Raw genomic sequence first — 16,741 nt, forward strand, 5'->3', positions numbered from 1 at the left:
CTAACGTGGTCGGCTTTAGCCCCAGATGCAACCCATCGCCGCCTATTCGGCGGCGACGGCCGGCGTGCCGCCATGCTTCGCCCCGCGGACGGGCTTCTGCTTCGGCTCATGCTTCATCTCGGCCATGGTCTGCTCGACATGCCGGGAGAAGACGAAATCCGCCTTCCGCTGGTGCGTCAGGTCGATCTCGGGGGCCATCTCGCCCTCGGTCTTCGGCCCGCGCATCTGCCGCGCCATCGCCTTCACCGGATGCTTGATCGAGTCGATCACCGCCGAGGCCTCGAAGCCGGAATGCACCATGCAGTCGGCGCATTTCTCGTAATTGCCGACCCCGTACTTGTCCCAGTCGGTGGTCTCCATGAGCTCCTTGAAGCTCTTCGCATAGCCCTCGCCCAGCAGGTAGCAGGGCCGCTGCCAGCCGAAGATGTTCCGCGTCGGGTTGCCCCAGGGCGTGCAGTTGTAGGTCTGGTTGCCGGCCAGGAAGTCGAGGAAGAGCGGGCTGTTGCCCATCTTCCACCCCTTCCCCTTGCCGCGGGCGAAGATGCCGCGGAACAGCTCCTTCGTCTTCCGCCGGTTGAGGAAGTGCTGCTGGTCCGGCGCCCGCTCATAGGCATAGCCCGGCGAGACCATGATGGCGTCGACGCCCATGGCCGTGACGTCGTCGAAGAAGCGGGCCATCCGCTCCGGCTCGGCATTGTTGAACAGCGTCGCGTTGATGGCGACGCGGAAGCCGCGCGCCTTCGCATCCTTCAGCGCGGCCACGGCCCGGTCATAAACGCCCTTCTGGCTGACCGCCCAGTCATGCTGGTCCTTGTCGCCGTCGAGGTGGATGTCCCAGGTGAAGTTCGGGTGCGGCTTGTACTGCTCGATCCGCTTCTCGAGCAGCAGCGCGTTGGTGCAGAGGATGACGACCTTGCCGCGGGCGAGGATCCCCTCGACGATCTGCGGCATCTCCTTGTGCAGCAGCGGCTCGCCCCCGGCGATGGCCACCACCGGCACGCCCGTCTCGTCGACGGCCTGTAGGCATTCCTCGACCGAGAGGCGCTTGTTCAGGATCGGGTCCGGATAGTCGATCTTGCCGCAGCCCGAGCAGGCCAGGTTGCACTTGAACAGTGGCTCCAGCATGAGCACGAGCGGATAGCGCTTGCGCCCCAGCATGTGCTGCTTGAGCACATAGGCGCCGACCTTCATCTGCTGCCGCAGCGGGATACCCATAGCGAACCTGCTCCTCAGCTTGCCGCGCTGGCCTCTGGCTCGACCAGGGCCGCCGGCAGCTTGAACGATACATCCTCGACGATGCCGGGCAGTGCGGAGACCTCGACCGGGCCAAGCCGCCCGAGCGTCGCGATCACCTCCTCCACCAGGCTTTCCGGGGCGGAGGCCCCGGCCGTGATACCAACAACCTCGGCGCCGCGCAGCCAGTCCGGCCGCAGCGCCCCGGCATCCGGGATCAGGTAGCAGGGCACCCCCTGCTCCGACCCGATCTCCCGGAGGCGGTTAGAGTTGGAACTGTTGGCGGCTCCTACAACCAGCAACACGTCCACCCGCCGCGCCAGCTCGCGCACCGCCGTCTGCCGGTTCTGGGTGGCGTAGCAGATGTCCCGCGTATCAGGACCGACGAGGTCCGTGAAGCGGGCTTTCAGCGCCTCGATGATTCCGCGCGTATCATCGACCGAGAGCGTGGTCTGGGTGACGAAGGCCACCGGCCGGTCCGCGGCGATCGGCAGGGCCGCCACCTCCGCTGCCGTCGCGACCAGATGAACCTCGCCGGGGATCTGCCCCAGGGTTCCTTCCACCTCTGGGTGCCCGGCATGGCCGATGAGGACGAGCACCCGCCCCTGTGCGATGTAGCGCTGCCCCTCGCTATGGACCTTGGAGACGAGGGGGCAGGTGGCGTCCAGCACCGGCAACCCCCGCGCCTCCGCCTCCTGCTCGACCGCGCGGGAGACGCCATGGGCGCTGAAGACGGTCACCGCCCCCGGCGGCACCTCCTCCAGTGCCTCGACGAAGCGGGCGCCCTTGGCCTCCAGCGTCTCGACGACCCGGCGGTTGTGGACGATCTCGTGCCGCACATAGACGGGAGCGCCATATTTCTCGAGTGCCCGCTCGACGATATCCACCGCCCGCACGACACCGGCGCAGAAACCCCTCGGCTGCGCCAGAACAATCCGCATCAGCAACGCCCCCTAGCCTGATCGCTGCCGGCAGCATCCCCTGCTGTCCCCTGGGGCCTGCGGCGATCGTTCCACCTCGCGGCATCTTGCGCTGCCCATGTTTTGCTGCACTTTGCCGCCGCGTTGCAACCGGGGAGTAGCGCACGGCATGACAGCGCCGATTCCTCCCTGGCCGGAGAGTGCCATGTCACAGCTTGCGTCCCTGGCCCGCCGCGCCCTGCTGGCGGCGCTCCTGTCCAGCCTCGCCCTCCCCCTCGCCCTGCTGGGGGCGGGGCCGGCCTCCGCCCATGCCATCGTCGTCACCTCGGAGCCCGCGGCCGGCGCAGCCCTCGCCGCCGCCCCGCGCCAGGTGACGATCCGCTTCAACAGCCGGCTCGACCATGCCCGCAGCCGCCTGCTGCTGATCGGCGCCGACAATGCCCAGATCCCCCTCCCCATCGCCGAGGAGAGCGACCCGGTGGTGCTCGCCGCGTCCCTCCCGGCCACGATCGCCCCCGGCGAGTGGCGGCTGCGCTGGCAGGTGCTGGCGATCGACGGGCATATCACCCGCGGGGACATCCCCTTCACGCTGAAGGCCCCGTAAGTGGAGCAATTCCTCGACCTCTACGGCTTCGCCAGCGTCATCCTCCATGCGATGGAGCTGGTGGCGCGGACCGTCCTGCTTGGCTCGGTGCTCTTCTGGGTGCTGCTCGCCGCGCCGCTCGGCCGGCTGATGCCGCCCGGCGACGCCACCCGGCTGCACGCCATCGCCCGCCGCACCGTCCTGGCCTCCGGCATCGCCTCACTCGTCTCCACCTTCCTGCTCGGCCTGCTGAGCTTCGGCGCGCTGGAGGCGACGCTCGACATCGGCGCCCGCGCCCTGCTCGGCGCCGATTTCGTGGTGCTGACCGGGCTCGACCTGCTGGCGATGCTGGTGCTCCTCGCCCTCGCCCTGCCGCGCGAGGCCCCTGGCCGCGGCCGCCGCGCCGCGCTGCTCGGCGTCGCCGCGCTGGTGCTGCTCGCCGTCACCTTCGGCAGCCACGCCATCGCCCGCAGCGACGGCCGGGCGATGCTCCTCGCCGCCACCGCGCTCCATCAAGCCGGCGCCGCCTTCTGGCTCGGCGGCCTGCCCTGCCTCCTCGCCGCCCTCCGGCTGACGCCCCCCTCGGCGCGGATGGTCGGCCAGCGCTACTCCCTCCTCGCCGCCGGCGGCGTCGGGCTGATCCTGCTCGGGAGTGCGGGCTTCTGGTTCGGCTTCATCGGCTCGGCGGAGGCCGTCTACGGCACCGCCTATGGCTCCATGGCCGCCTCCAAGCTCATCATGCTGGCGATGCTGCTGATGCTCGGGGCGATGAACTACCGCCTGCTCCACCGCATCCCGTCCTCGCCCGGCGGCACGCTCCGCCTCCGCCGCTTCATCGAGGCGGAGATGGCGATCGGCATCGCCGTGCTCGCCGTCGCCGCCTCCCTCACCTCCGTGCCGCCGGCCATGGACCTGCCCGACGACCGCGTCACCTGGGCCGAGATCACCGAGCGCTTCACGCCGGAATGGCCCCGCCTCAGCAGCCCGGACCATGCCGACCTGGCGATCCCCGCCCTCCAGGCCCAGCTCGACGCCGAGGCGCAGCAGCGCCAGGCCGCCCAGCGCCCGCAGGCCTTCACCCCGGGCGAGGGCCTGCTGCCCCCGCGCAACGCCACCGACATCGCCTGGAGCGAGTACAACCACCACTGGGCCGGCATCATGGTCCTGCTGGTCGGCCTCGCCGCCCTGCTGGATGCGACGGGCCGCGTCCCCCTCGCCCGGCACTGGCCGCTGGTCTTCCTCGGCCTCGCCGCCTTTCTGCTGATCCGCTCCGACCCGGAGGCCTGGCCGCTCGGCGATATCGGCCTGCTGGACAGCCTGCGCGACCCGGAGGTGGTGCAGCACAAGCTGGCCTCCCTGCTGGTCGTCGCCTTCGCCGTCTCGGAATGGTCGGTTCGCCTCGGCCTGCTGCGCGGCCGGGTGCGCTTCGTCTTCCCGCTGGCGATGCTGGCCGGCGGCGTGCTGCTGCTGGCGCACACCCATGCCATCTCCAACATCAAGGAGGCGCAGCTCATCGAGCTGTCGCACCTGCCGCTGGCCCTGCTCGCCGTCGTCGCCGGCTGCGCCCGCTGGACCGAGCTGCGCGGCCCGCCGGAGCTGGCGCGGGTCGGCCGCTGGCTGTGGCCGGCCTGCCTGATCGGCATCGGCCTCCTCCTCCTGCTCTACCGCGAGGCCTGACGCCGTGTTGCTCCCGCGGATCGGCGCGGCCCTGGCCGGGGCCGCGGCGCTCAGGCCCTGGCGCGTGGTGCTGCTGGCCCTGGCCCTCGCCCTGCTGAGCGCCTTCGCGGTCGGCAGCCGCTTCTCGATGAACACCGATACGGATGCGCTCTTCCCCGCCGACCTTCCCTGGCGGCTGACCGAGGAGCGCATCGCCACCGCCTTCCCCCAGCGCGAGCAGGTCGTCGCCGTCGTGGTCGATGGCGAAACGGGCGATGCCGCCGACCGCGCCGCCGCCGCCCTGGCCGAGGCCCTGGCCCGCCGCGAGGACCTTTTCCTTTCCGTCGAGCGGCCGGACGCCCTCCCCTTCTTCCGCCGCAACGGCCTGCTCTTCCTCGACACCGAGGAGGTGCGGCAGACCACCGAGCGCATCATCGCCGCCCAGCCCCTGCTCGGGACGCTCGCCGCCGACCCGAGCCTGCGCGGCCTCGCCACCGCCCTCGGCCTCATCCTCCAGGGGATCGAGCGCGGCGAGGCGACGCTGGCGGATCTCGCCGCCCCCCTCGCCGCCCTCGCCCCGGCCGCCGAGGCCGCCGCCGCCGGCCGCACCGCGCCGCCCGACTGGGGCACCCTCTTCACCGGCCGCCCGCCGGACCCGCAGGCGCTCCGCCGCTTCGTCCTGGTCCGCCCGCGACTCGACTTCTCCGCCCTCAGCCCCGGCGCGACGGCGGCCGAGGCGATCCGCGAGGCCGCGAGCCGCCTCGACATTCCCGGCACGCGCTTCCGCATGACCGGCGAAATCCCCATGGGCGATGAGGAATTCGCCTCCGTCGCCGAGGGCGCCGTCCGCAACACCCTGCTCTCCCTCGCCCTGGTCGCCCTGCTGCTCTGGCTCGCGCTGCGCTCCTGGCGGCTGATCCTGCCCGTGCTGGCAACGCTGCTGCTCGGCCTGCTGGCGACGGCCGCCTTCGGCGCCCTGGCGATCGGCCCCTTCAACCCGCTGTCCATCGCTTTCGCCGTGCTCTTCATCGGCCTCGGCGTCGATTTCGGCATCCAGTATGCCGTCCGCTTCCGCGAGCAGCGGCATGAGGCGGGCGGGCTGGCCCCCGCCCTCGCCGCCGCCGGCGCCGCCGCCGGCCCCGGCATCCTGCTGGCGGCGCTCGCCATCGCCGGCGGCTTCCTCGCCTTCCTGCCGACCGACTACCGCGGCGTCTCGGAGCTTGGCGCCATCGCCGGCGTCGGCATGCTGGTCGCCGCCGTCCTTTCGCTCACGCTGCTGCCCGCCCTGCTCCGCCTGCTTGCCCCGCCCGGCGAGCCGGGGGAGATCGGCTGGGCGGCCCTCGCCCCGCTGGAGCGCGCGCTGGCGCATCGCCGGGTGGTCGCCCTGCTCGCCGCGCTGGCCCTCGCCGCCGCCGCGACCCTCCCGGTGCTGAGCTTCGACTTCAACCCGCTGAACCTGCGCGACCCCCAATCCGAAGCGGTGGCCACCTTCCGCGACCTGATGCACTCGGCCGAGACGACGCCCAATACGCTGAACGTCCTCACCCCTTCGCTGGAGGCCGCGCAACCCCTCGCCGCCCGGCTGGAGGCGCTGCCCGAGGTCGCCCGGGTGATGACGCTGGCCAGCTTCGTCCCCGAGGACCAGCCGGCGAAGCTCGCCCTGATCCAGGATGCCGCCGACCTGCTCGCCCTGACCCTCGCCCCGCCCGAAGTGCAGCCGCCGCCGGACGATGCCGCCACCGCCGCGGCGCTGCGCGACCTGGGCGCAGGCCTCTCGAAAGCCGCCCAGGGCAACGGCCCTGCCGCGGCCGATGCCCGGCTGTTCGCCACCGCGCTCAACCGCCTCGCCGCCGGCCTGCCCGAGGGCCGCGCCCGCCTCGCCACGGCCCTGCTGCCCGGCCTCACCGCGACCCTCGCGCAACTCGCCGAGGTGCTCCAGGCCGGCCCGGTGACGCTGGAGAGCATCCCCCCCGAACTGCGCCGCGGCTGGGTCGCCGCCGACGGCCAGGCGCGCATCGAGGTCTGGCCGCGCGACCTTTCCGACGACAACGCCGCCCTCCACCGCTTCGCCGATGCAGTGGAGGCGGTGGCGCCCGGCGCGAGCGGCATGGCGATCTCCATCCAGGCCTCCTCAGCGACGATCCGCGAGGCCTTTCTCCAGGCTGGCGCCATCGGCCTTGCCTGGACCTGCTTGCTGCTGCTGCTGGCGCTCCGCAGCCTGCGCCTCGCCCTGCTGGCGCTCGCGCCGCTGGTGCTCGCCGGGCTCGTCACGCTGGCGATCTGCGCCACTCTCGGCCCGGCGCTGAACCTCGCCAACATCATTGCCCTGCCGCTGCTCTTCGGCATCGGCGTCGCCTTCGACATCTACTTCATCGTCGCCTGGCGGGCAGGGGTACGCAGCCTGCTGCCCACGGCGGTGACGCGGGCGGTGCTGTTCAGCGCCCTGACAACGGGCTGCGCCTTCGGTACGCTGGCCTTCTCCTCCCATCCCGGCACCGCCAGCATGGGCGTGCTGCTGGCGATCTCGCTGATCGCCGTCCTGGCCGCGGTGCTGCTGGCGCTGCCCGCCTTGCTGCACCGTTTCGCCAGGTAGCCTGGCGAGGTCGTCCTACGTCTTCCGCCGCCGCCGCAGCAGCATGCCCCTGACCTCGCCGAGATTGACCGCCCGCAGCAGGTGCGCCGCCCCGAAATAGGCGACGCAGCCGGAAAGGATCAGCACCGCCAGCGCCGCGAAGCGGAAGCCTGGCCCGGCTGGGAAGAGCAGCCACTCCATCCCCCAAAGCACCGCCCCCATCACCCCCGAGGCCGCCAGCAGCCGCGGCACCCTTTGCCGCAGGCGCCTGTCGGGCAGGAAATGCCCCCGCCGCCACAGCAGCCCGCCCAGCGCCGCGGCGTTGAACCAGGCCGACAGCGCCGTCGCCAGCGCCACCCCGACATGGCTGAGCCACTGCGTCAGCACCAGGTTCAGCGCCAGATTCAGCGCGACGGCCGCGAACCCCACCTTCACCGGCGACGCTGTATCCCCGCGGGCGAAGAAGCCCGGCGCGAAGATCTTCACCAGCACATAGGCCGGCAGGCCGATGGCATAGGCCGCGAGCGCCGCCGCCGTCGCCTCCGCCTCGGCCAAGCCGAAGACGCCGCGCTGGAACAGCACGATGACGATCGGCCCCGCCGCCACAGCCTGCCCGACGGCCGCCGGCAGGCAGAGCAGCAGCGACAGCTCCGCCGCCCGGTTCATGGTGCGATGGGCCGACAGGCTCTCGCCCGACCGCACCTGCCGCGAGAGCAGCGGCAGCATCGCCGTCCCCACCGCCGCGCCGATCACACCAAGCGGCAGCTGCCCCACCCGGTCGGCATAGTAGAGGTAGGAAACCGCGCCCGCCGGCAGGAAGCTGGCGATGATGACATCGACGGCGAGGTTGAGCTGCGTCACCCCCGCCCCGATGATCCCCGGGATCATCCGCCGCAGCACCTGCCGGACCTCCGGCGCCAGGCTCGGCAGCCGGAGGAAGTGCAGCGCCATCCCCGCCCGCGCGCAGGCCCAGAGCACGAGCGCGAGCTGCACCGCACCGGAGACGGTGACGCCCCAGGCCAGCGCATGCGCCGGCGTCGCCACATAGGGCGTGAGCACCAGCAGCGAGGCCATGGAAAGCAGGTTGAAGAAGATCGGCGCCGCCGCCGCCGCCGCGAAGCGGTCGAGCCCGTTCAGCACGCCCGAGACCAGCGCGGTGAGGCAAATCAGCAGCAGGTAGGGAAAGGTGATCCGCGTCAGCTCGATGGCGAGCTGGAACTTCGCCGGATCGTCCGAGAAGCCCGGTGCCAGCACCTGCATCAGCTGCGGCATGGCGATCATGCCGATGACGACCAGCAGCGAGAGCCAGAGCGTCATCAGCGCCGCCATCCGCTCCGCCAGCTGCTGCGCGACGCGCGGCCCCTGCACCGCCAGCGTCCCGGCGAAGGCCGGCACGAAAGCCGCGTTGAACGCTCCCTCGCCAAACAGTCGCCGGAACAGGTTGGGCAGCTTCAGCGCGACGAAGAAGCAATCCGCTATCGGCCCGGCGCCGAGCCGGGCCGCGATGAACATGTCCCGCGCGAAGCCGAGGACGCGGCTGGCCATGGTCCAGCCGCCAACGGTGAGGACGCCTTTGAGCATGGCGCGCCCTGTAGCCTGGATTCATGCCGGGGGCGAGGCTTGCGCGGCCCCCATGATCCATCGCGCGAAGGCGTCGAAAGCCGTCTCCCCGCGCGGAAGGGTTGATGCACTAGGAACCCTCCCCGCCTGGCTGCGAGATCATCGTCGATATAGGGCCGGATCCCCGCCGCCGCCTGCAAGGCATACCCGTAGAAATCAAAACGCGGTCCCATCGCCGCCACCTCCTCGGTGAGGTTCGCGAGCCCGTCCAACAGCCCCGCCCGGTACCGCGCCCCGCCGCCGAGAGGCTCAGCCGGTTGGCCCGCCGCTCGAACAGCGCCACGCCGAGCCGCACCTCCAGCAGCTTCGCCATGCGGCTGATGGCGGCCGGGCAGACGTGCAACTCCTCCGCCGCCGCGGCGAAGCTCCCTCTCCCCGACGCCATGGCCCTCCCATGCCGTCACGCGGATGGCCTTCAAATTCTGGCGCGGCCTGCTTTGGAGCCTGATTGGTTGGGTGCCCGACAGCCGCTCGCCCTCGGCACCGCCCCTTCGTGGTGAAGCTGATGCCCTCGCCTCGCCCCGACCCGCGCAACCCGGCCAGAGCCTCGCTTATGGGATCGTTGCGATATTGATGATACTGCTGACCGGCGTCTCCGCCAGCCACATCCTCTACGGCAGCTATCTCCTCGCCCTTCCGGAGTGATCCCCATGCAGGACGTCATCACCCCGCTGATCCGCGACCTCGTCGCCTCCGTCGCCGCGGCGCCCCGCCCCTACCGCGAGGTGCTGGAAGCCTGGCGTACCTCGTGCCCCCGGCTGACGGTCTGGGAGGATGCGGTGGATGGCGGCTTCGTCGCCCTCACCCGCGACGCGGAGGGTGGCGTGCAGGTAGTGGCGACGGCGCGGGGGCGGGAATTGCTTGATCCTGCTACAGAATGAGAGCATAGGAAAGAAATCAACTGCGCTTGGACCGTGTGGGGTGGCACTGCCGCCCCACACGGTTTCCGGATGGCCACGTCAGGCGGCCTTGACCCCCGTGAGGAAGGTGCTGACCTCGGCGCCAAGGCGTTCAGACTGGCGAGACAGTTCGCCGGCCGCCTCGAGCACATCCCCAGCGCCGCTCCCGACCTCCCTGTTGGCCAGGTCGACGCCACCTATGTTGCGGTTCACCTCCTGGGTGCCGCTCGCGGCCCGTTGCGCGCTGCGGGCGATCTCGCGCGTGGCGGCCCCCTGCTCCTCCACTGCGGCCGCGATCGCGCCGGCGATCTGGCTGGCCTCACCGACCGTGCCCGCAATGCCCTGGATGGCGGCAACAGCGTCCTCGGTGGCGGCTTGGATGGCGGCGATCTGGGCGCCGATATCCTCCGTCGCCCTGGCCGTCTGTGCGGCGAGGGTCTTGACCTCGGAGGCCACGACGGCAAAGCCCTTGCCCGCCTCGCCGGCCCGTGCCGCCTCGATCGTGGCATTCAGCGCCAGCAGGTTGGTCTGCCCCGCGATGTCGCCGATCAGCCGCACCACATCGCCGATCCGCTGGGCGCCCTCGGCCAGGGCGCGGACGGTCTCGTCGGTGCGGCGAGCGTCGGCCGCGGCCTGAGCCGTGACCTTCGACGACTGCACGACCTGGCGGCTGACCTCGGCGACCGATGCCGCGAGTTCCTCGGCCGCTGCGGCCACGGCGTCAACATCGGCGCCGGCCTGCTCGGCGGCGGCCACGGCCGCGCTGGCCTGCTCGCTTGCCTGCCCGGCACCACGTGACATCGACTGGGCGGTTGCCTGCAGCTCGGTCGCGGCTGCGGCCAAAGCTCCGGCCAACTCCCCCGCCTGGACTTCGAAGTCCTGCGTGAGCCGGTCCAGGCGTGCCCCGCGCTCGGCCTTGGCGGCCTGCTCGCGTGCCTGCTCGGCCGCCAGTGCATCGGCTGCCTGCAGTCCGCTGCGGCACTCGTCCATGGCACGGGCCAGCTCGCCAATCTCGTCCGCCCGGACCCTGCAGGGCAGGTCGAACGCATAATCGTGCCGCGCCAGCTGGCGCATGACCCCTGACAGCCGCACAACCCGTGCTACCACGCTCCGGTTGAACCACATGGCGGAGGCAAATGTCAGAATGGCAGCAACCACGAGGGCGGCGAGGCCGAGCCGGAGAGCGTTGGTGTAGGTCTGCCGCGAGCGCGTGGTGGCCTCGACCGTGCCACGCTCGACCAGGGTGCTCAGCTCGTCCAGGATGGCCAGGACGGTCCGCCACTCGCGCGCCGAAGCGTTGTTGAAGGTGCTCACTGCAGCCTGGTCGCCAAAGGGTGCCTTGAGGATCTCCTGCACTTTCTCCGAGTAGATCCGGTACTGTTCGCGGAAGCGCCTGGTCAGTGCCCGAGCCTCGTCGGATGTGGCGAGGCGATCATAGCCCGCCGTGGCAGCCTGGACCTGCACCGCTACTTCTGCAGCGTCGCGGATGGCGGTCGCGCGCTCCTTCGGGTCCTCGGTGCCGAGCGCCCGTGCGGCCCTGGTCCGCTCCCGACTGAATGCCATCTTGATCTCGGCCACGACGCGAGTGGCTGGCAACCATGTTTCCTCGATGGCGAGGGCGTCGCGGCTCATGGCGCGGAGTTGCAGGGCGCTGAAGCCGCTGATCCCGGCAATCAGCACGAACATGAGGCCGAAGACTGCGAACAGCTTGGTCCGCACACTCAGACGATGAACGAATACCATCTTCGCTTCCGATACGATGTCAGGCTGCTCGGGTTGAGCTGGCTTCGGTACAAATGCTGCGGTCGGCGAGAAGCGCGCTGGCGCGCACGGCAACTCGGGGCAGCAGTCGTGATTGTCCCGCATCGAACTGAAGTCGAGGTTAAGACGCTTCGAGGCGGCCTTGCCTGAATGGGAGATAATAGAACCGGGGCGGCTGAGGCGGTCCTGACGGCCAGCCCCTCCCCTGCACCCCCGGCATGTCGAGCATCCCGGAGAGCGAATCCTTCACGCCTTCCCTGTGGCGATCCGAGGAGCAGCGACTGCTCCTTTCCGCCCAACCCCATCAGTGGGACCGGCATGGCCGCGAAGCAGACATGGGCCAAGGACCAGCCCCTGAGGACCGCTTCCCGGCCGCCGCCTATCCTCCCCGCCGGACAGGCCCTGGAAAACCTGAAATTACTGACGAAACTCCAGCCGCGACAACACCATCCCCGCGTCCATCCTCGAATCTTGAGACATTGAAGCCGTCCTTCGGCACAACCCCCCTCGCCAGCCGCTCCTCATTGCGGCAATGACCATTGCGCATGACCACGCTCGCCCTTCCCCGCCGCGTGCTGCTGCTGCGCCGCTGGACCCAACTGGCGACGCGAGCCCGCGGCTGGGTTCGCGGCAGCGAAGTCGCGGTCGTCGGCCTCGCCGTGCTGATCGGCATCGGCGTCGGCCTCGTCGCCTGGGGGATGGGCGCCGCCGCCCATGGCCTGCAACGCCTGCTCTACGGGCTCGAGCCGCATCTCCGCCTTTCCGCCGCCACGCGCCTGTCCACCTGGCAGCTCCTGCTGGTGCCCTGCCTCGGCGGCCTGGCGCTGGCCGGGCTGAACCGCGTCATCCGCCGCTGGCGCCCCCGCGCGCCCGTCGATCCGATCGAGGCCAATGCGCTCCGAGGCGGTCGCCTCTCGCTGACGGATGGCGTGGTGGTCGGCTCGCAGACCGTGCTTTCCAACGGCGTCGGCGCCTCGGTCGGGCTGGAGGCGGGCTACACGCAGATGGGCGGCGGCCTCGCCTCCCGCCTCGGCCGCGCCTTCTCGCTGCGCCGCGGCGACCTGCGCATCCTGGTCGGCGCCGGCACCGCGGGCGCCATCGGCGCCGCCTTCAACGCCCCGCTGACCGGCGCCTTCTACGCCTTCGAACTCGTCATCGGCACCTACAGCATCGCCGCCCTCTTCCCGGTCGTCGCTTGCGCCGTCACCGCCGTCCTCGTCGCCCGCGCCCTCGAGGCCGGCACCTATGTGGTGGAGACGGCGGCGCCGAGCGTCGTCGATCCCGTCTACTACCCGCTCGCCCTGCTGGTCGGCGCCCTTTCCGGCCTCGGCGGCATCGCGCTGATGCGCGGCGTCGGCCTCACCGAGGGCCTGCTCACCCGCTTCATTCCCCCGCCGACGCTGCGGCTGATGGCAGGCGGCCTCGCCGTCGGCGGGCTGGCGCTGATCTCGCCCATTGCCCTCTCCGCCGGCCATGGCGCGCTGCACATGGCCTTCATGACCGAAGCGCCGGCCTGGCCCGTCCTCGCCCTGCTGGTGGTGAAGGCCATGGCCTCCATCATCTCGCTCGGCAGCGGCTTCCGCGGCGGGCTGTTCTTCGCCTCGCTGCTGATCGGCGCGCTGGGCGGCAAGCTCATCGCCGCCGTGCTGGCGATGGTTTCGCCGCCCGGCCCGGACCCGCTGATCCTCACCATCGTCGGGATGAGCGCCTTCGGCGCCGCCGTCATCGGCGCGCCGCTGGCGATGACCTTCCTGGCGCTGGAAACCACCGGCAGCCTCGCCGTCACCGGCCCGGTGCTGGCCGCGGTCGCCGTCTCCGGCCTGATCGTGCGGCGGCTTTTCGGCTATTCCTTCGCCACCTGGCGCTTCCACCTGCGCGGCGAGACGATCCGCAGCGCCCACGACATCGGCTGGGTGAACGACCTCACCGTTGGCAGCCTGATGCGGCGCGAGGTGCAAACGGCGCCGCTGACCATGGAACTCGCCGCCTTCCGCGGGCGCTTCCCCCTCGGAGCGGTGAGCCGGGCGGTGGTGCTGGGCGAGGGCGGCCGCTACGCGGGTATCGTCTCGGTGCCGGAGGCCCATGCCGCCTCGCCCGAGGCCAGCCTCGAGAGTCTGCTGCACCTGACCGACCGCGTGCTGCTGCCGAGCATGAACGCCCGCATCGCCATGTCCGCCTTCGAGGCGGCCGAGGCGGAGGCGATGGCGGTAGTGGACGGGCCCGGCCGCCGCGTCATCGGCCTGCTGACCGAAGCCCACCTCCTCCGCCGCTATGGCGAAGAGGTGGAGAAGCGACGCCACGAGGAAAGCGGCATCGCCTCCGCCTGACTACTCCTGGGCGAGCCCCGCCGTGCTGTCCTTCTTGCCGAGCCCGGTCGCGCGGTCTTCCTCCTGCCCGGCGCCCTCGGGGCCGTTGTCGTCCGGCACCCCGCCCTTGACGCCGATGTTCACCGGCCCGCCCGGCGCCTTCGCATCGGTGCGGTTGTTGTTCTCGCCCGGCGAGGGCTTGTACTGATGGGTCTTGTCCCGCTGCGGCGCCTGCGGGCCATGGCTGCTGGTCAGGTTCTCTTGCGGCTCGATATTGCTGCGGCGATCGGGTTCCGGCGGCATGGGCGTCTCTCTTCTTCCTGGGTTCGGAAGAGCCAACGCAGCAGCCGCCCGCGGGATCATGCGGGGTCGGCGGCCGCCCGCGGGTTGACGGCGACCATGCCGCCGCCCTCGCTCCCCGGCGGCGTCAGCGCCGCCTCCACCGCCCGGCGCAACGGGGCGAGCTTCCGCTCGTTCTCCACCTTCAGGCCGAAGACATCCTTCACGTAGAAGACATCGACCGCCCGCACGCCATAGGTCGTGATATGGGCCGAGGCGATCTGCAGCCCCTGGTCGCTGATCGCCGCCGTCACGTCATGCAGCAGGCCCGGCCGGTCGCGCCCGTTCACCTCGATGACGGTGTGGGTGTTGCTCGCATGGTTGTCGAAGACCACCCGCGGCGGCACGGTGACGGCCCGCAGCCGCGCCGGCTCCCGCCGGACCTTGCGGATCTCGTCGCGCAGCCTGAGCCGCCCCGACAGCGCCTGCTCGATCAGCACGGAAAGCCGCGCGAGGCGGTGCGGCGCATCGAACGCCCCGCCCATCGCGTCCTGTACCCAGAAGGTGTCGAGCGCCATGCCGTTGGTCAGCGTGTGGATGCGCGCATCGACGATGCTGGCGCCGGCGACGGCCAGCGCACCCGCGATGCGGCTGAACAGCCCCGGATGGTCGGCCGCATAGACCGTGACCTCCGTCACGGCGCGGGCCTCCATCACCCGCGTCCGCACGGTGAGCGGCGCCTGCACCGCCTCCGCCTCGCGGATCAGCGCGGCATGGCGGGCATGGGTTTCGGCGTCGAAGGAAAGCCAGTAGCCGGGATAGCCGAGCGACAGGAATCGCTCCCGCTCCGCCGCCGGCCAGGCTTCCAGCATGGCACCCGCCGCATCCCGCGCGCGGGCTACGCGCACGTCGCGCTCCGGCACGGAGAGGCCGCCGGCCAGCACCTCCGCGACGCGCCAGTAGACCTCGCGCAGCAGCGTCGCCTTCCAGCCGTTCCAGACCTTGGGCCCGACCGCGCGCATGTCGCAGACCGTCAGCACCAGCAGCAGGCGCAGCCGCTCCGGCGACTGCACGAGATCGGCAATGTCGAGGATGGTCTTCGGGTCCTCGATGTCGCGCTTGAAGGCGGTCTGGCTGACCAGCAGGTGGTGCAGCACGAGCCAGGAGACCGTCTCCGTCTCCTCCGGCGTCAGGCCGAGCTTCGGGCAGATCTCCGTGGCGATCCGCGCACCTAGCTCGGAATGGTCGCCGCCGCGACCCTTGGCGATGTCGTGCAGCATGCAGGCGGCATACAGCGCGCGCCGCGATTGCAGCTGCCCGATCAGCTCCGAGGCGACGGGCGCCACCTCCGCCAGCTCGCCGCGCTCGATCTGCTGCAGCACGCCGATCGCCTCGATCGTGTGCTCGTCGACGGTGAAGACGTGGTAGGTGTCGAACTGCATCAGCCCGACGATGCGGGCCCAGTCGGGGATGAAGCGCGAGAGGAACCCCGTCTCGTTCATCAGCCGCAGCCAGAGCGCGGCATCGCGGCCGGTGAGGATGTCGAGGAAGAGGGTATTCGCCTCCGCCTGGCCGCGCAGCACGGCGGCGTGGTGCGCGTTGCGGATCAATGCGCGGATGGCGAGCGGATGGATCTCCAGCTTCCGGTCGCGTGCCGCCTTGACGATGCGGAGCATCAGCACCGGCTCGCGCGAGAAGTCGCGGTTGGGCGGCGCCGCCACCAGCTTGCCGTCGGCCAGCGCGAGGCCGGCCTCGGCCAGCGACGCATCGCCCTGGCGGCGGAGGGCAGGGGCCCCGAGCACTGCGCGCTCGATCGCCGGCTCCAGCACCCGCGTCAGCCGCAGCACGTCCCTGACCGTCAGGAACAGGTGCTTCATGAAGCGCTCGACGCCGTTCTGCCGGCCGCGCGGCGTGTAGCCCATGCGCGCGCCGACCACCGGCTGGAAGTCGAAGGTCAGCCGCTCCTCCGCCCGCCCGGCGACGTAGTGGAGGTGGAAGCGGACGGTCCAGAGGAAATTCCAAGCCCGGCGGATGGCGCGCGCCTCGTGCTCGGTGATGAGGCCGCCGCCCGGGCTGTTCTCGCCGACCAGCTCCGGCATGCGCTGGGTGCCGAAGGCATAGCGGGCCAGCCAGTACAGGGTTTGCAGGTCCCGCAACCCGCCGCGCCCTTCCTTGACGTGCGGCTCGACCAGGAAGGGGCTGTCGCCGTAGCGGGCATGGCGCCCGGCCCGCTCCTGCCGCTTGGCGGCGAGGAAGGGGCTGAGGCCGCGCTCCTTCCGCGCGGCGTCGAAGACGATGCCGAAGCGCTCGAAGACCGGCCGCTCGCCGACGAGGAAGCGGGCATCAACGAGGGCGGTGAGCACGGTCGCGTCGCGCCCCGCCTCCTCCATGCAGTCGCGGATGCTGCGCGTCGCATGGCCGACCTTCAGCCCGAGATCCCAGAGCAAGTAGAGGATGAACTCCACCACCCGCTGCGCCCGGGACCCCGCCTGCACATCGGTGAGGAAGAGCAGGTCGATGTCGGAGAAGGGCGCCAGCACGCCGCGCCCGTAGCCGCCAGTGGCGACGAGGGCGAAGGGCGGCTCCGCCTCCTCCGCCGCGTTGCGCGACGGAACCATGGCGAGCGCATAGGCGTGGATGGCGCTCATCAGCCCGTCGACGAGGGCGGCCAGCCAGCGCGCGGCGGGCAGGCCGTCGAGCTCATGGCTTTCGAAGGCGTTCTGTACCCGGCCCTGGATGCGGCCGAGATGGCTGCGCAACAGGTCGAGGGCCTGCTCGCGCCGCAGGGGCCCCGACACCAGCTCGGCGATCAGGTCCGGAAGAACCCCGGGCGCATCGGCCTGGGTAGAGGGCCGGGGGGAGGGCCCCCGGGCCGGGAAAGTCGCCGCTTCGGTCATTCCCCTCAGCCTAAC

General features: G+C 71.3%; 13 protein-coding genes. 6 read left to right on the plus strand and 7 right to left on the minus strand.

The features are described 5' to 3' along the window. Nucleotides 1–42 precede the first annotated feature (42 nt). Entirely contained in the window at nt 43–1,215 is a 1,173-nt protein-coding gene (gene hpnH, locus LH62_RS08265) for an adenosyl-hopene transferase HpnH (protein ID WP_043360548.1), read from the minus strand. 14 nt (nt 1,216–1,229) lie between these two features. Next, complete coding sequence (gene ispH / locus LH62_RS08270; protein WP_043365396.1) at nt 1,230–2,174, minus strand: 4-hydroxy-3-methylbut-2-enyl diphosphate reductase; 945 nt, start codon at nt 2,172–2,174, stop codon at nt 1,230–1,232. 184 nt (nt 2,175–2,358) lie between these two features. On the opposite strand from ispH, the gene LH62_RS08275 reads away from it, so the two are divergent. The 3 genes from LH62_RS08275 to LH62_RS08285 are packed head-to-tail and all read left to right on the plus strand — an operon-like array spanning nt 2,359 to nt 6,985. After that, nucleotides 2,359–2,757, plus strand: coding sequence for a copper resistance CopC family protein (locus LH62_RS08275; RefSeq protein WP_043360549.1), 399 nt, complete (start codon nt 2,359–2,361; stop codon nt 2,755–2,757). Continuing rightward, nucleotides 2,758–4,413 (plus strand): copper resistance D family protein, encoded by a 1,656-nt coding sequence (locus tag LH62_RS08280; protein ID WP_043360550.1) that lies wholly within the window; start codon nt 2,758–2,760, stop codon nt 4,411–4,413. A gap of 4 nt (nt 4,414–4,417) precedes the next feature. Then, nucleotides 4,418–6,985, plus strand: a complete 2,568-nt coding sequence (locus LH62_RS08285) for an MMPL family transporter (RefSeq protein ID WP_144404422.1) — start codon at nt 4,418–4,420, stop codon at nt 6,983–6,985. A gap of 15 nt (nt 6,986–7,000) precedes the next feature. Here LH62_RS08285 and murJ read toward each other — a convergent pair whose 3' ends face one another. Both murJ and LH62_RS29145 read right to left on the minus strand, forming a co-directional pair. Continuing rightward, the gene (gene murJ, locus LH62_RS08290) at nt 7,001–8,545 is read right to left on the minus strand and encodes a murein biosynthesis integral membrane protein MurJ (RefSeq protein ID WP_043360552.1); all 1,545 of its coding nucleotides are present in this window, start codon (nt 8,543–8,545) and stop codon (nt 7,001–7,003) included. A 109-nt stretch (nt 8,546–8,654) separates the two neighbouring features. Continuing rightward, the gene (locus LH62_RS29145) at nt 8,655–8,969 is read right to left on the minus strand and encodes a LysR family transcriptional regulator (protein ID WP_043360554.1); all 315 of its coding nucleotides are present in this window, start codon (nt 8,967–8,969) and stop codon (nt 8,655–8,657) included. A gap of 71 nt (nt 8,970–9,040) precedes the next feature. On the opposite strand from LH62_RS29145, the gene LH62_RS08300 reads away from it, so the two are divergent. Further along, nucleotides 9,041–9,229, plus strand: a complete 189-nt coding sequence (locus tag LH62_RS08300) for a hypothetical protein (RefSeq protein ID WP_160299801.1) — start codon at nt 9,041–9,043, stop codon at nt 9,227–9,229. Between the two features lie 5 nt (nt 9,230–9,234). Continuing rightward, nucleotides 9,235–9,465, plus strand: a complete 231-nt coding sequence (locus tag LH62_RS08305; RefSeq protein ID WP_043360556.1) for a hypothetical protein — start codon at nt 9,235–9,237, stop codon at nt 9,463–9,465. A gap of 78 nt (nt 9,466–9,543) precedes the next feature. On the opposite strand, the gene LH62_RS08310 is transcribed toward LH62_RS08305, so the two are convergent. Next, on the minus strand, nt 9,544–11,226 hold the full coding sequence (locus LH62_RS08310; RefSeq protein WP_043360558.1) for a methyl-accepting chemotaxis protein: 1,683 nt from the start codon (nt 11,224–11,226) through the stop codon (nt 9,544–9,546). Nucleotides 11,227–11,789: 563 nt separating this feature from the next. Here LH62_RS08310 and LH62_RS08315 point away from each other — a divergent pair. Then, entirely contained in the window at nt 11,790–13,571 is a 1,782-nt protein-coding gene (locus tag LH62_RS08315; protein WP_043360559.1) for a chloride channel protein, read from the plus strand. Here LH62_RS08315 and LH62_RS08320 read toward each other — a convergent pair whose 3' ends face one another. Together LH62_RS08320 and LH62_RS08325 are read right to left on the minus strand one after the other, a co-directional pair. Further along, nucleotides 13,572–13,853, minus strand: a complete 282-nt coding sequence (locus LH62_RS08320) for a hypothetical protein (RefSeq protein ID WP_043360560.1) — start codon at nt 13,851–13,853, stop codon at nt 13,572–13,574. 56 nt (nt 13,854–13,909) lie between these two features. After that, on the minus strand, nt 13,910–16,726 hold the full coding sequence (locus tag LH62_RS08325; RefSeq protein ID WP_082012423.1) for a [protein-PII] uridylyltransferase: 2,817 nt from the start codon (nt 16,724–16,726) through the stop codon (nt 13,910–13,912). Nucleotides 16,727–16,741: the final 15 nt, after the last annotated feature.

Origin of the sequence: Belnapia sp. F-4-1 (assembly GCF_000802185.1) — a bacterium.
Lineage (GTDB): Bacteria > Pseudomonadota > Alphaproteobacteria > Acetobacterales > Acetobacteraceae > Belnapia.